Here is a 14,036-nt window from a genome sequence, read left to right on the forward strand (position 1 = left end):
TCGGTGTGCGGCCATGACCCAGTCCTCCTCTCCCCTCGACCCCATGGCGATCTGGCGCGAGCTCAGCGCGCAATGGGAAAAGAGCACCAACGCGTTCGCCAACGAGGCCATGGCCTCCGATCCGTTCCGGCAGGGCATGCACGGCGGCATGAATGCCTCGCTGGGCGCGCAGAAGGCGCTGGCCGACCTGATGGCGCGGCTGCTCACGATGCTGAACCTGCCCACGCGCGCCGACCTGCAGGCGCTGTCCGAGCAGCTGCAGCACATCGACGACCATCTGGCGCGGATCGCGCGACAGCTCGAGGAGGGCGGTACGGCGCCGCAACCGCGGCCCGCGGCACCGCGGCGCACGAAACAGCCACCCTCGATGGCGGCCGCGCCGCCAGCACCCGCGAAGAAGGCCCCGGCCCGCACCCGCCGCCCGCGCCCATGAGCACGCCCGCCGCCGAGCTGCCGGTGCTGCCCGACCTGCGCGCCGAGATCGAGCGCACCATCCAGCGCAACATCAAGGGCCTGGAGTTCCTGACCAGCGCCACGCCCGCGGTCGGACTCACGCCCAAGGACGAGATCCACCGCCGCGGCACGCTGAGCCTCTACCACTACCGGCCGATGGTCGACGAGATCTACCGCGTGCCGGTGCTGATCGTGATGGCCACCACCAACAAGGGCTACATCCTCGACCTCGCGCCGGGCCAGAGCATGGTCGAGCACCTGCTCAAGCAGGGCTACGACGTCTACATGATGGACTGGAACGCGCCGCGGCTGCAGGAGAAGCGGCTGCGCATCGAGGACTACGTGCTCGACTTCATTCCCGACTCGATCCGCCGCGTGCAGCAACGCTCGGGCGAGGAGGACGTGAGCATCGTCGGCTACTGCATGGGCGGCGTGCTCTCCACGCTCTATGCCGCGCTGCATCCCGGCGGGCCGCTGAAGAACCTCGCGCTGTTCACCACGCCGATCGACTTCAGCCGCATGACGATGTTCCATGCCTGGTCCGACCAGCGCTACTTCGACGTCGACCGGCTGGTCGACAGCGTGGGAAACGTGCCGCCCGAGATGCTGTTCGCCTCCTTCGACATGCTGCGCCCCGCGGGCCGCGGCGCGGGCCTGGTGCAGCTGTGGGACAACATGGCGAACGACGAGTTCGTCAAGTCCTACCGCATGTTCGACCGCTGGGGCGCCGAGATGCTGCCGCTGGCGGGCGAGTACTTCCGCCAGACCGTGAAGGAACTGATGTGGGGCAACAAGCTGCTGAAAGGCGAGCTCTCGATCGGCGGGCGGCCGGTGCGCCTCGCCGACATCGAGGTGCCGGTGCTGCATGCGCTCGCGCAGCACGACCACATCGTTCCCTATGAGGCGGGCGCGCCGCTGATCGCGGGCATCGGATCGGCGGACAAGGAGGAAGTGGTGCTCAAGGGCGGCCATGTGAGCCTGGCCGCGGGACCGAACGCGGTGCGCCGGCTGTGGCCGAAGCTCGACGAATGGCTGGGAGTGCGATCCACATGACGAATGCCGCAGACACCCCGACGAACCCGGGTTCGACCCGGCTCTATCCGCGCACGCTGCCGCATGCCGACGGCGAGATCGCGCTGCGCCGCATGGACGCCGCCGATGCCGGCGCGGTGCTGGCCTTCGCGCAGGCGCTGCCCACGCACGACCTGCTGTTCCTGCCGCGCGACATCACGCAGCCCAAGGTGATGGACGCCTGGGTGCGCGCCATCGCGCGCGGCGACATCGACAGCGTGCTCGCGGTGCGCGACGACAAGGTGCTGGGCTGCGCGGCGGTGATCCGCGATCCGCATTCGTGGTCGCGCCATGTGGCCGAGCTGCGCGTGCTGGTCGAGCCTGCCCTGCGCGGCAGCGGCCTGGGCCAGCAGCTCGCGCAGGAGGGCTGCGCGCTCGCGATGGAACAGGGCCACGAGAAGGTGGTGGCGCAGATGACCGTGGACCAGCGCGGCGCGATCGCGGTGTTCCAGGCGCTGGGCTTCCGGCCCGAGGCGCTGCTGAGCAAGCACGTGAAGGACCGCGAGGGCCGCGCGCACGATCTCGTCGTGCTGTGCCAGGACGTCGCGCAGGTCGAGGCGCAGATGCGGGCCTACGGGGTGACCGAGGCGTTCTGAACGGGTGGGTCGAAACGGCCTCGTGCCGCGAAGGCATCGAGCGCGCGCGCCATGCGCTGCGCCATCGCGGGATGGAAGGGATCGTGGCCCGCGCCGGGCACGGTTTCGAAGCGGCTCGCGGGCAGCAGGCGCTGTACGGCTCGAGCGGCGGCCGGGCGACAGGTCCGGTCGAGTTCACCGTGCAGGAACAGCACCGGGTGGTCGCGCAGCGCGTCGAGCGCGCCCCACCTCACCGCGTCGCCGTCCGCGAGCCAGCAGCGGTGTGCGAGGTAGTGCGCCATCACCTTGTAGCGATCGATCGCGCGTTGCAGCGCATCGCCTTGCGGCTCGGGCGCGGCGCCGGACTGGCCGCCCTGCGCATGCTCCCAGGCCAGCCAGGCGAGCGTCGCGCGCGATTGCGTTGCGAGGTCGTCGCCCGCGAACACGCGGCACAACGCGGGCAGCAACGGCGCGCCCCCGGCCAGCGAGACCGCGCCGGCCAGCCGCGACCCTGCTTCGGCATGGGTCGCGCGCGCGCCCTCGAAGCTCCAATGCAACTCCGATGCGCTCGGCACGAACAGTCCGCGCAGCAGCAGCCCGTCGACCGCTTCGGGATGGCGCGCCGCATAGGCCAGCGCCAGCGTCGCGCCCCACGAACCGCCGACCACCAGCCAGCGCTCGATGCCCAGGTGGTGCCGCAGTGCCTCGATGTCGGCGATCAGCAACTCGGTGCGGTTGTGGCGCGTCTCGCCGCGCGGCGTGCTGCGTCCCGCGCCGCGCTGGTCGAAGGCGACCACGCGATAGCGCTGTGGATCGAAGCCGCGCGCGAGCGCCGGCGAGCCGCCCGAACCGGGCCCGCCATGCAGCACGAGCGCGGCGCGACCCTCGACGGCACCGGTGGTCTCCCAGTGCAGCCGATGGCCCTCGCCCACGTCGAGCCGGCCCGTGCCATCGCCTGTAGAACCAAGTGCCTCCAGCATGCGGCCGATGCTACGCCGTCGGACCGCGCCCACGCCGCGACGGGTACTGCAACCACGCTGCGCGCCCCCCTCAAACTGGGTATGCTGTCCGCGGAGCGCGCTTTCGCCGCTTCCGAAGGCACCCATCGGCCTTCGCCTGCGAATGGAATTCCTCAAGGAGACTTCATGACCTGGACCACCCCTCAAGCCACCGACTTCCGCTTCGGCTTCGAGATCACGATGTACGTGGCGGCGCGCTGAGCGCCACGCCCTTTCCGGCACGGCCCGCTTCGGCGGTCCGTGCCGGTTTCGCTTTCCCCTCCCCCTTCTCTCGCGCCGCCGCGCGGCGCCGCACCGCATGCACATCCGCGTCCTGGGCGCCGCCGCCGGTGGCGGCTTTCCGCAGTGGAACTGCAATTGCGCGAACTGCGCCGGCCTGCGCGCGGGCACCGTGCGCGCCCGCGCGCGCACGCAGTCCTCGATCTGCGCCAAGGGCGACACGGGCGACGACTGGGTGCTGGTCAACGCCTCGCCCGACATCCTCGAACAGATCAAGGCCACGCCCGCGCTGCAGCCCGGACGCGGCCCGCGCGACACCGGCATCGCGGGCGTGGTGCTGGTCGACGGGCAGGTCGACCATTCGACCGGCCTCTACATGCTGCGCGAGCGCGGCGCGCCGCTGCCGCTGTGGTGCACCGGGCCGGTGTACGAAGACCTCACGCAGGGCAACCCGATCCTGCGCGTGCTCTCGCATTTCTGCGGCGTCGCGCACCACGAGCTGCCGCTCGACGGCCGCGGCTTCGAGGTGCCGGGCGTGAGCGGCCTGGCGCTGCGCGCGCTCGCGCTGGTCGGCAAGGCCGCGCCCTACTCGCCGCACCGCGAGCATCCCGTGCCCGGCGACAACATCGGCCTCACGCTGACCGACACCGCGAGCGGCCGCAGCGCCTTCTATGCGCCGGGCCTCGGCGCGCACAGCCCCGAGGTCGATGCCGCGATGCGCGCGGCCGACTGCGTGATGGTCGACGGCACCTTCTGGCGCGACGACGAGATGATCGCGCTGGGCTTCAGCCGCAAGACCGGCCGCAGCATCGGCCACCTGCCGCAGTCGGGACCGGGCGGCATGCTCGAATGGCTGGCCGACCTGCCCGCGCGCACGCGCAAGGTGCTGATCCACATCAACAACACCAACCCGATCCTCGACGAGGACTCGCCCGAGCGCGCCGAGCTCGACCGGCGCGGCATCGAGGTCGCCTTCGACGGCATGGAGATCGTGCTCTGAGCACGCAGCACCCAGGAGCCCATCATCGCCCTCATCGACATCTCCCTCGCGCCGCCGCGCACGCCCAGCGGCGAGCCAGCCTGGAGCCACGCCGAGTTCGAGGCGCAGCTGCGCGCCAGGGGCAAGGCCTATCACATCCACCATCCGTTCAACCGCATGCTCAACGAGGGCCGCGCCACGCCCGCACAGGTGCGCGGCTGGGCCGCGAACCGCTTCTACTACCAGATCGCGATTCCGGTGAAGGACGCGGCGATCCTCTCCAACTGCCCCGAGCGCGAGGTGCGGCGCGGCTGGGTGCAGCGCATCGTGGACCACGACGGCAGCGGCGATGACCCGGGCGGCATCGAGGCCTGGATCGGCCTCGGCGTCGCAACCGGCCTCGCGCGCGAGGAGATCGTCGACCTGCGCCACGTGACGCCCGCGATGCGCTTCGCGGTCGATGCCTACGTGAACTTCGCACGCCGCGCGCCCTGGCAGGAGGCCGTGTGCTCCTCGCTGACCGAGCTGTTCGCGCCCGAGATCCACAAGCAGCGGCTGGCCGGCTGGCCCGAGCACTATCCGTGGATCGAGCCCGGCGGCCTCGCCTACTTCCGCAACCGCGTGAGCCAGGCGCGGCGCGACGTCGAGCAGGGCCTGGCGCTCACGCTCGAGCACTTCGCCACGCGCGCGCAGCAGGAGCGCGCGCTCGACATCCTGCAGTTCAAGCTCGACATCCTCTGGGCCATGAACGATGCGATGGCGCTGGCCTACGGCGTGACGCCGGCCACCGGGGGAGGTGCCGCATGAGCGCGCCCACGCTCGACAGCCGGCCCGGCATCGCCGAGGGCTTTAGGCTGCAGTGGGAGCCCGCGCAGGACTGCCACGTGCTGCTCTACCCCGAGGGCATGGTCAAGCTCAACCAGAGCGCGGGCGAGATCCTCAAGCGCTGCGACGGCCAAAGCGACGTGCGCGCGATCGTGCTCGACCTCGAGGAATGCTTCGACACCACTGGCCTCGGCAAGGAGGTGCTGGCCTTCCTCGAGATCGCGCTCGCGCAGCGCTGGGTGGTGCTGAAGTGAGCGCGACGGCGGCGCTGCCGGGTCCGCCGCTGTGGCTGCTGGCCGAGCTCACCTACCGCTGCCCGCTGCACTGCGCCTTCTGCTACAACCCGGTCGATTTCGCCGGCCATGCCGACGAGCTGCCCACCGAGGACTGGCTGCGCGTGCTGCGCGAGGCACGCGAACTGGGCGCGGTGCAGTGCGGCTTCTCGGGCGGCGAGCCGCTGCTGCGCGACGACCTCGAGGTGCTGGTGGCCGAGGCCCGGCGCCTGGGCTACTACACCAACCTGCTGACCTCGGGCGTGGGCCTGAGCGAGGCGCGCGCGGCGGCGCTCAAGGCCGCGGGCCTGGACCACGTGCAGCTCTCGTTCCAGGACTCCACGCGCGAGATGAACGACTTCCTCTCGCACACGAAGACCTTCGACCTCAAGCGGAAGGTGGCCGGCCTGATCAAGGCCAACGGCTGGCCGATGGTGCTCAACGTGGTGATCCACCGGCTCAACATCGACCACATCGACCGCATCGTGGAGATGGCCGAGGCCATGGGCGCCGAGTACCTCGAGCTCGCCAACACCCAGTACTACGCCTGGGCGCGCGAGAACCGCGCCCACCTGCTGCCCACGCGCGAGCAGATGCGCAAGGCCGAGGCCGCCACCGAGGCCTGGCGCCGCAAGCTCGACGGCCGCATGCGGATCTTCTTCGTGGCGCCCGACTACCACGAGGCCGCGCCCAAGAAATGCGTGAACGGCTGGGGCAGCATGTTCATGACCGTCGCGCCCGACGGCACCGCGCTGCCCTGCCACACGGCGCGCATGCTGCCGGGCCTCGCGTTCCCGAACCTGCGCGAGACCAGCGTGCGCAGCGCCTGGCGCGACTCGGAAGGCTTCAACCGCTACCGCGGCACCGGCTGGATGAAGGAACCCTGCAGCAGCTGCGAGCACAAGGAGCGCGACCTCGGCGGCTGCCGCTGCCAAGCCTACATGCTGGCGCACGACGCCGCGGCGGCCGACCCGGTGTGCGCCAAGAGCCCCGCGCACGGCGAGGTGCTGGAGGCCGTGCGCCGCGCCGACGCGGGCGAGCCGCCGGCGCAGCCGCTGGTGTTTCGCGATCCGAAGGCCTCGCGGCGCTTCGTCGCGGCCGACGACGCGCTGTCGCTGCCCCAGGGGCACAACTGAAAGGCAGGGGTGCGGTCCGCGGGGTGACCTGCGACAATCGCCGGTTCGCCCGACCGACCCCTTCTACCTGGCCCTACCGTGTCTTTCGCCTCCGAAACCCGCCGCCGCCGCACCTTCGCGATCATTTCCCACCCCGACGCCGGCAAGACCACGCTGACCGAGAAGCTGCTGCTGTTCTCCGGCGCGATCCAGATCGCCGGCTCGGTGAAGGCGCGCAAGGCCTCGCGCCATGCGACCTCCGACTGGATGGAGATCGAGAAGCAGCGCGGCATCTCGGTGGCCTCGTCGGTGATGCAGATGCTGTACCGCGACCACGTGATCAACCTGCTCGACACGCCCGGCCACAAGGACTTCTCGGAAGACACCTACCGCGTGCTCACGGCGGTCGACTCGGCGCTGATGGTGATCGACGCGGCCAACGGCGTGGAAGCGCAGACGCGGCGCCTGATCGAGGTCTGCCGCCAGCGCGACACGCCGATCATCACCTTCGTCAACAAGATGGACCGCGAGGTGCGCGAGCCGCTCGACATCCTCGACGAGGTGGAGCGCGAGCTCGGCATGCCCTGCGTGCCGATGACCTGGCCCGTGGGCCAGGGCAAGAGCTTCCGCGGGATCATGAACCTGCGCACGCAGGCCATGACGGTGTTCGAGTCGGGCAGCGAACGCCTGCCGCAGGACTTCGAGACCATCCCCTTGAGCGAGCGCGACACCCTCGCCAAGCGCTTCGGCGCCGACTTCGAGACCGCGATGGAGAGCATGGAGCTCGCCACCGGCGCCTCGCCCACCTGGGACCGCGAGGCCTTCCTCGCGGGCAAGCAGACGCCGGTGTTCTTCGGCTCGGGCGTGAACAACTTCGGCGTGATGGAAGTGCTCGACGCGCTGGTCGACCTCGCGCCCTCGCCGCAGTCGCGCACCAGCACCACGCTGGTCAACCGCCAGCCGGTGACGAAGGAGATCCAGCCCGAGGACAAGGACTTCGCGGGCGTGGTCTTCAAGGTGCAGGCCAACATGGACGCCAACCACCGCGACCGCATCGCCTTCGTGCGCATGGCCTCGGGCAAGTACACGCCGGGCATGAAGCTCAAGGTGCAGCGCACCGCCAAGGAACTGCGCCCCACCAGCGTCGTGACCTTCATGAGCCAGCGCCGCGAGGCGGTCGAGGAAGCCTACGCGGGCGACATCGTGGGCTTCACCACCCATGGCGGCGTGCAGCTCGGCGACACCATCACCGACGGCGCGAGCCTGCAGTTCACCGGCCTGCCCTTCTTCGCGCCCGAGCTGTTCATGACCGTGATCCTCAAGAACCCGCTGCGCACCAAGCAGCTGCAGCAGGGCCTGGCGCAGCTCGGCGAGGAGGGCGCGATCCAGGTGTTCCGTCCCGAGATCGGCGGCCCGATGCTGCTGGGCGCGGTCGGCCAGCTGCAGTTCGAAGTGGTGCAGCACCGGCTGAAGGCCGAGTACGACGCCGACGTGCGGCTCGAGGGCTGCCAGTACACCGGCGCGCGCTGGATCACGGCCGACACGCCGGCCGAGCTGCGCGAGTTCGTCAACGCCTATCCGCAGCGCATGGCCAAGGACGCGGCCGACACGCTGGCCTTCCTGTGCACCTCGCCGTACGACGTGCGGCTGGCGCAGGAACGCTTCCCGAAGATCCATTTCCACCCGCTGCGCGAACACGCGGGGCTGGCGCTGCAGAGCGCGGGATAACGCGGAAGCGGGCAGCCGGACGCAGAGGACGCGAAGGTTTCGCGAAGGACGCCAAAGAGAAACAAGTAGGTTTTCTTCGCGCCCTTCGCGAAACCTTCGCGTTCTTCGCGTCCGGAAGTCCGAATTCAACTGCCCGTCGAGGCGTAGTGCCTCAAGCCGAGCCCCCAGACGCGGAACGCCAGCGCGAGGAACACGAAGCCCGCCAGCGGCGACGCCCAGCCCACCCAGTGCGGCGCGCCGAGCGGATCGGGCCGCCCGAGGATCAGCAGCGCGGGGTAATAGGCCACGCAAGCCAGCGGCACCGCGAAGGTAAGCAGGCGCCGGAACCAGCGCGCGTAGAGCGCGAGCGGGTACTGCGCCGCCTGCACGCCGCCGTAGGTCAGCACGTTGGCGATCTCCAGGCTCTCGACGGTCCAGAAGGCCAGCGTGCCCTGCAGCACCAGGATGCCGAGGAACAGCGCCACGCCGCCGGCCAGCGCGAACAGCGCGACGGCCACGGCCTCGGGCGTCCAGGCGATGCCGGCCTGCGCGGTCGCGAAGCCGATCACCGCCAGCCCCTGCAGCAGCCGGCCCATGCGGCTGATGCGGAAGTCGTGGCCCATGAGCTGCAGCGCGAGCGGGCGCGGGCGCAGCAGCAGGCGGTCGAAGGCGCCGCTGCGCAGGAACTCGGTACCCAGCACGTCGAAGCCGCGGCCCAGGGCATCGGCCAGCGCGAACATGCAGTTGACCAGGCCGTAGAACAGCGCGACCTCGCCGAGGGTGCAGCCGCGCACCTCGCCGAAGCGGTGGAACATGGCCCAGACCGCGACCACCTCGATGCCGGTGACGAGGAACTGGCCCACCGTGAGCATCAGCGCCGAGGCCGGGTAGCGCGCCTGCGCGCCGACCGAGGCCTTCACCAGCCGCAGGAACAGCGCGATCGATCCCGGTGACCTGCTCATGTCGCGCTCACCCGCCCTGCACCTGCAGCCGGCGCATGGTGCGCACCAGCAGCCAGCGGCCGGTGACCACCAGCAGCGCGATCCAGAAGCATTGCAGCGCCAGCCCGAGCAGCGCGTCGGCGCCACGCAGCTGGCCGAAGTACAGGCGCGCGGGAATGTCCATCAGCCCGGCCAGCGGCTGCACCAGCAGCGCGGTCTGCCAGGCATCGGGCAGCAGCGCGAGCGGCAGCAGGTTGCCCGACAGCACGATCACCAGCGGCGCCGACAGCGCGTTGATGCCGCGCTCGTTGAGCGCCGACAAGGTCGCGACGTTGAGCAGCATCACCATCGCGGTCGACAGCGCCAGGCCCAGCCCCATCGACAGCGCGAAGGCCAGCGCGGCCGCCACGCCCACCGGCGGCTGCCAGGCCCAGGCGCCGAGCCCCAGCAGCGGCAACGCGACGGCGGCGAAGCCCAGCATCAGCGCCGCGCGCGGCAGCAGGCGCGCGGCGATCCAGCCCGCGCAGCGCGCATACCAGAGCGCATAGGCATCGACCGGCCGCAGCCGGTCGTAGGCCACCGAACCTGTGCGCACCGACTGCGCCACCTCGGGATCGACCAGCCAGGGCATCAGCACCAGCAGGCCCTGCGCAAGCCAGGTGTAGGTGATGGCGTGCTCGAGCGTCATCGGCGCCTGCGCGGCGGCCGAGGCACCGCCGTAGAAGGCCGCGAACACCATCACCTTGATGCCGCCCCACCAGCACTGCGTGCCGAAGCCCGCGAGCGCGGCGGTGCGGTACTGCAGCATCTGCAGAAAGCGCGAGGCGAAGGCCGCGGTGTAGGGGCGCGCGACCTCGCGCCATCCGGCCTTCATGCGTCGGCCGCTCCATGCATCGCATAGAAGCGCGCGATCACGGCCTCGATCGCCAGCCCCTCGAGCCGGATGTCCTCCACCGCATGCTCGGCCGCGATGCGCGCGATCAAGGCCGGCGCGGAGACGGCTGCGGGATCGAAGTCGAGCACCAGCGTGCGGCCGTCGCGCGCGTTCACGCGCACGCCGGGCCAGTGGGTGCCGAGGTCGTCGGGCAATTGCGCTTCCTGCGCGAAATCGACCACCAGCCGGCGCTCGGCCAGCACCTGCGCGCGCAGCGCCTCGACCGGGCTGTCGGCCAGCACGCGGCCATGGCCGATCACGATCACGCGCCGCGCGAGCGCCTCGATGTCGTGCATGTCGTGCGTGGTCAGGAGCACCGTGGTGCCGCGCTCGCGGTTGGCGCGGCGCACGAAGTCGCGCACCGCGAGCTTCGAGGGCGCGTCGAGGCCGATGGTGGGCTCGTCGAGGAACAGGATCTCGGGTTCGTGCAGCAGCGCGGCCGCAATCTCGGCGCGCATGCGCTGGCCCAGCGAGAGCTGGCGCACCGGCTGGTCGAGCACGCGCTCGAGGCTCAGCAGCGCGACCAGCTCGTCGCGCGTGCGGCGGTAGCGCTCGCGGTCGACGCGGTAGATGTCGCGCAGCAGGTCGAAGCCCTCGCCCACCGGCAGGTCCCACCACAGCTGGGTGCGCTGGCCGAACACCACGCCGATGCGGCCCACGTGGCGCTCGCGGTCGGCGAAGGGATCGCGCCCGTCGATGCGCACGCTGCCGCCATCGGGCCGCAGGATGCCCGAGAGGATCTTGATGGTGGTGGACTTGCCCGCGCCGTTGGGACCGATGAAGCCCAGCAGCTCGCCGCGCTCGAGCGCGAAGGACACGCCCGCGAGCGCCTCGACCGTGCGATGGCGGCGATGCAGCAGGCCGCGCACGGCACCGAGCACGCCGGGGTCGCGCTCGGCGATGCGGTAGGTCTTGAGGAGGCGGTCGACGACGATCTGGGACATGGGCGGGCCGCGCCGGGGCGGTCTGCGCGACCGGCCGGCGGGGGCGGGATGCTACACGAAAGCGCGGCGCGCGCGGCCACCGGTACGATCCGCGCTCCTGCCGTGCCGTCCGCCATGTCCTCCTTCACCGCGTCTTCTTCCCTCCCCGCCTCGCCCGACCGCCTGCTGCCGCTGGGCCAATGGCCCGCCACCGCGCGCGCCACGCTCGCGGGCTTGTTCACCGACATCGACGACACGCTGACCACCGAGGGCGCGATCACCGCCGATGCACTCGCCGCGCTCGGCGCGCTGCGCGCGGCCGGGCTGCACGTGGTGGCGATCACCGGCCGGCCCGTGGGCTGGAGCGAGCCCTTCGTCAACGCCTGGTCGGTCGATGCGATCGTGGCCGAGAACGGCGCGGTGGCGCTGCTGCCGCTGTCCGGCGGCGGCATCGCCAGGCGCTACCAGCAGGACGCGCCCACGCGTGCCGCCAACTACCGACGCATGCAGGCGGTGCTCGCGCGCATCGAGGCGGAAATTCCAGGCGCCGGCCGCGCCACCGACTCGCCGGGCCGCGAGACCGACATCGCGATCGACCACAGCGAGTTCGCACGGCTCGACGAGGCCACCATCGCGCGCGTGGTGGCGCTGATGCGCGGCGAGGGCATGCATGCCACCGTGAGCAGCATCCACGTCAACGGCTGGTACGGCGGCAACGACAAGCTCGAGGGCGCGCGCTGGATCGTGCGCGAACTCTGGGGCCGCCGGCTCGACGACGAGATGGCGCGCTGGGCCTACGTGGGCGATTCGACCAACGACCAGCTGATGTTCCGCAGCTTCGCGCACAGCATCGGCGTGGCGAACGTCGCGCGCTTCGTGCCGCAGCTCGAGTTCCTGCCGCACTACGTGACGCGCGGCGAGCGTGGCGCGGGTTTCGGCGAGGCGGTGGCAGCGATCCTCGCGGCGCGACCGAACTAGGGCGCGGCACGCCGGCGCAGCGGCGCCCATTGGTTCCAGGTGCCCACGGCCGCGACCAGCAGCAGCACGCCCGCGTAGCCCTCGACCGTCGCCAGCAGGCCCAGCGGCGCGACCAGGAAGCCCGCGAGCATCGCCGGCAGGCTGAAGGCCAGGTAGCTCACCACGAAGATCGCCGCGAACAGCTCGCCGCGCTCGTGCGACTGGGCCAGCGGCGCAAGCGTCTGCACCAGCGCCGAGAAGGCGCCGCCGAAGCCGATGCCGGCCACCGCCGTGCCGACGAAGAACAGCGCCAGCGAACGCGTGGCGAGCGCCGCCAGCAGCAGCACCAGCCCGAGCGCCAGGCTGGCCATGCCGAGGATCGCCGGGCGCGGCGCCGCGAAGCGGCCCAGCAGCGTGGGCGCCGCGGCACCCACGCCCGACAGCACCGCGATCGTGAGGCCGTTGACCACGCCGCTGTCGATGCCGAACACGTGGTGCATCAGCGAAGGCGCGAGCGACAGGAACAAGCCGCCGAGCGCCCACACCGCGACGAACACCGGCAGCCCGCGCGCGAACTCGGCGCGTGCCCGCACCGGTATCGACACCCGCGGCACCAGCGAGGCCAGCGCGCCGGCACGCGGCGTCACCGTCTCGGGCATCCACAGCACCAGCGCCGCGCCGAACGCGAACACCAGCGCCAGCACGCCGAACACCCACGTCACCGGCTGCCCAGTCCAGCGCACCGCCATGCCCGTGAGCAGCGCGCCCAGCGCCAGCCCCGCGAGCGGCGACACGCTGGTGATCAACGCCCCCAGCCGCTTCTTCGCGGCCGGCGCCGCCTCGACCACGGCCGCGCTCAATGCGCCGCTCGCGATGCCGGTCGCCACGCCCTGCACCACGCGCGCGAGGATCAGCCCGCCGATATCGCCCGCCAGCAGGAACAACCCCATCGCCACCGCCTGCAGCACCAGCGCCGCGAGCACCACCGGGCGGCGGCCGATGTGGTCGGACAGCGAGCCGGCCACCAGCAGCGAGATCAGGAGCGCGATGGCGTAGATCGCGAACGCCACCGTCAGCATCGAGGACGAGAAGCCCCAGGCGTGCTGGAACACCACGAACAGCGGCGAGGGTGCGGCCGCCGCGAAGAAGAAGGCGAACAGCACCGCCGCCAGCAGCGGGAAGGCCAGGGCCGCGGGCATGCGCCGCGGCGCCGCGCGGACAGGGGCGGCGGCGGTACCGGGACGGCTTGCGAGGTCGGGGCATTGGGACACGGTGAACTCCTTGGCGCGAAACGGCTCTTAACGCACAAATCTTTGCGTTTGCGATTCTAGGCCTCCTCCGCTGTTAAAGCAAATATCTTTGCGTTAAAGTCGATTCACCATGAACACCGCCGTCACGCCCGCCGTTCCTTCTTCTTCCGCCAGGCGCCCGGGCGGGCGCAGCGCGCAGGTGCAGGCGCAGGTGCGGGCCGCGCTCGAGGCACTGGTCGCCGAACAGGGCCGGGAGCGCGTCACCGTGCCGGCCGTGGCCGAACGCGCGGGCGTCAGCGCCTCCAGCATCTACCGCCGCTGGGGCGATCTTTCCGGCCTGCTGGCCGAGACCGCCACCCACCGCCTCGACCCCGACCGCCCGCTGCCGGACACCGGCACGCTGCGCGCCGACCTCGAGGCCTGGGCGCGCGAACTCATCGAGCACCTGGCCAAGCCGTGCAACACCTCGCTCTTGAAGGCCGCGGCCGCGCTGGCCAACGGCGACGAGGACACCGACTGCCTGCGCAACCGCCGCCGCGAGGCCCTGGCCCTGGTCGAACAGGCGCGCGCGCGCGGCGAGGCCACGCCGACGGCCGAACAGGTGATCGATCACCTGATCGCGCCGATCGTGTTCCGGCTGGTGTTCGGGGGGGAGCCGGTGCGCGTGGCGCTGGGGGAGCGGCTGGTGGGGGAGTTGTTTGCGATCAGGCAGTGAGCGCCGTGCCCATGCCGATCATGTTTAAAAATCCATCAAAAATCGACACGTTTTCGCGATATGTCGATGGCATCGACATGT

The 14,036-nt window shown here is 71.3% G+C and carries 16 protein-coding genes; 11 read left to right on the plus strand and 5 right to left on the minus strand.

Going from position 1 to position 14,036, the window contains the following annotated elements; all coding sequences use genetic code 11:
* Positions 1–13: 13 nt before the first annotated feature.
* The 3 genes from ACODT0_RS07390 to ACODT0_RS07400 are packed head-to-tail and all read left to right on the plus strand — an operon-like array spanning position 14 to position 2,120.
* Complete coding sequence (locus ACODT0_RS07390) at positions 14–433, plus strand: hypothetical protein (RefSeq protein WP_057590751.1); 420 nt, start codon at positions 14–16, stop codon at positions 431–433.
* Positions 430–1,506: an alpha/beta fold hydrolase gene (locus ACODT0_RS07395; RefSeq protein ID WP_489040966.1), complete on the plus strand. Its 1,077-nt coding sequence runs from the start codon at positions 430–432 to the stop codon at positions 1,504–1,506. The genes ACODT0_RS07390 and ACODT0_RS07395 overlap by 4 nt, the downstream gene beginning before the upstream one ends.
* Positions 1,503–2,120, plus strand: coding sequence for a GNAT family N-acetyltransferase (locus ACODT0_RS07400; protein ID WP_422095845.1), 618 nt, complete (start codon positions 1,503–1,505; stop codon positions 2,118–2,120). Before ACODT0_RS07395 ends, ACODT0_RS07400 begins: the two co-directional genes overlap by 4 nt.
* Here the strand turns inward: ACODT0_RS07400 and ACODT0_RS07405 are convergent.
* On the minus strand, positions 2,096–3,079 hold the full coding sequence (locus tag ACODT0_RS07405; protein WP_489040967.1) for an alpha/beta fold hydrolase: 984 nt from the start codon (positions 3,077–3,079) through the stop codon (positions 2,096–2,098). The genes ACODT0_RS07400 and ACODT0_RS07405 overlap by 25 nt on opposite strands.
* A gap of 165 nt (positions 3,080–3,244) precedes the next feature.
* Between ACODT0_RS07405 and pqqA the strand changes: the two genes are divergently transcribed.
* The 6 genes from pqqA to ACODT0_RS07435 all read left to right on the plus strand — a co-directional run bounded on the left by pqqA (position 3,245) and on the right by ACODT0_RS07435 (position 8,256).
* Complete coding sequence (gene pqqA, locus ACODT0_RS07410) at positions 3,245–3,319, plus strand: pyrroloquinoline quinone precursor peptide PqqA (RefSeq protein WP_172705269.1); 75 nt, start codon at positions 3,245–3,247, stop codon at positions 3,317–3,319.
* Positions 3,320–3,416: 97 nt separating this feature from the next.
* A complete protein-coding gene (gene pqqB / locus ACODT0_RS07415; RefSeq protein WP_489040968.1) occupies positions 3,417–4,337 on the plus strand; it encodes a pyrroloquinoline quinone biosynthesis protein PqqB in 921 nt (306 codons plus the stop codon).
* A 39-nt stretch (positions 4,338–4,376) separates the two neighbouring features.
* Positions 4,377–5,123 (plus strand): pyrroloquinoline-quinone synthase PqqC, encoded by a 747-nt coding sequence (gene pqqC / locus ACODT0_RS07420; protein ID WP_422098177.1) that lies wholly within the window; start codon positions 4,377–4,379, stop codon positions 5,121–5,123.
* Positions 5,120–5,395 (plus strand): pyrroloquinoline quinone biosynthesis peptide chaperone PqqD, encoded by a 276-nt coding sequence (pqqD, locus tag ACODT0_RS07425; RefSeq protein ID WP_057590745.1) that lies wholly within the window; start codon positions 5,120–5,122, stop codon positions 5,393–5,395. Before pqqC ends, pqqD begins: the two co-directional genes overlap by 4 nt.
* Entirely contained in the window at positions 5,392–6,549 is a 1,158-nt protein-coding gene (pqqE, locus tag ACODT0_RS07430; protein ID WP_489040969.1) for a pyrroloquinoline quinone biosynthesis protein PqqE, read from the plus strand. Before pqqD ends, pqqE begins: the two co-directional genes overlap by 4 nt.
* Positions 6,550–6,627: 78 nt before the next feature.
* A complete protein-coding gene (locus ACODT0_RS07435) occupies positions 6,628–8,256 on the plus strand; it encodes a peptide chain release factor 3 (RefSeq protein ID WP_261211605.1) in 1,629 nt (542 codons plus the stop codon).
* 125 nt (positions 8,257–8,381) lie between these two features.
* Here the strand turns inward: ACODT0_RS07435 and ACODT0_RS07440 are convergent, their stop codons facing one another.
* The 3 genes from ACODT0_RS07440 to ACODT0_RS07450 are packed head-to-tail and all read right to left on the minus strand — an operon-like array spanning position 8,382 to position 11,054.
* The gene (locus ACODT0_RS07440; protein WP_489040970.1) at positions 8,382–9,197 is read right to left on the minus strand and encodes an ABC transporter permease; all 816 of its coding nucleotides are present in this window, start codon (positions 9,195–9,197) and stop codon (positions 8,382–8,384) included.
* A gap of 7 nt (positions 9,198–9,204) precedes the next feature.
* On the minus strand, positions 9,205–10,050 hold the full coding sequence (locus tag ACODT0_RS07445; RefSeq protein ID WP_489040971.1) for an ABC transporter permease: 846 nt from the start codon (positions 10,048–10,050) through the stop codon (positions 9,205–9,207).
* Positions 10,047–11,054 (minus strand): ABC transporter ATP-binding protein, encoded by a 1,008-nt coding sequence (locus tag ACODT0_RS07450; RefSeq protein ID WP_209543818.1) that lies wholly within the window; start codon positions 11,052–11,054, stop codon positions 10,047–10,049. The genes ACODT0_RS07445 and ACODT0_RS07450 overlap by 4 nt, the downstream gene beginning before the upstream one ends.
* 114 nt (positions 11,055–11,168) lie before the next feature.
* Between ACODT0_RS07450 and ACODT0_RS07455 the strand changes: the two genes are divergently transcribed.
* Positions 11,169–12,011 (plus strand): HAD-IIB family hydrolase, encoded by an 843-nt coding sequence (locus tag ACODT0_RS07455; protein ID WP_489040972.1) that lies wholly within the window; start codon positions 11,169–11,171, stop codon positions 12,009–12,011.
* Here the strand turns inward: ACODT0_RS07455 and ACODT0_RS07460 are convergent.
* Entirely contained in the window at positions 12,008–13,261 is a 1,254-nt protein-coding gene (locus ACODT0_RS07460; protein WP_057590737.1) for an MFS transporter, read from the minus strand. The genes ACODT0_RS07455 and ACODT0_RS07460 overlap by 4 nt on opposite strands.
* 109 nt (positions 13,262–13,370) lie before the next feature.
* Between ACODT0_RS07460 and ACODT0_RS07465 the strand changes: the two genes are divergently transcribed.
* Positions 13,371–13,955 carry a TetR/AcrR family transcriptional regulator gene (locus ACODT0_RS07465; RefSeq protein ID WP_489040973.1) on the plus strand — a complete coding sequence of 195 codons (585 nt, stop codon included), beginning with the start codon at positions 13,371–13,373 and terminating at the stop codon, positions 13,953–13,955.
* Positions 13,956–14,036: the final 81 nt, after the last annotated feature.

The sequence above is a fragment of the Variovorax sp. FG153 genome, assembly GCF_057809595.1.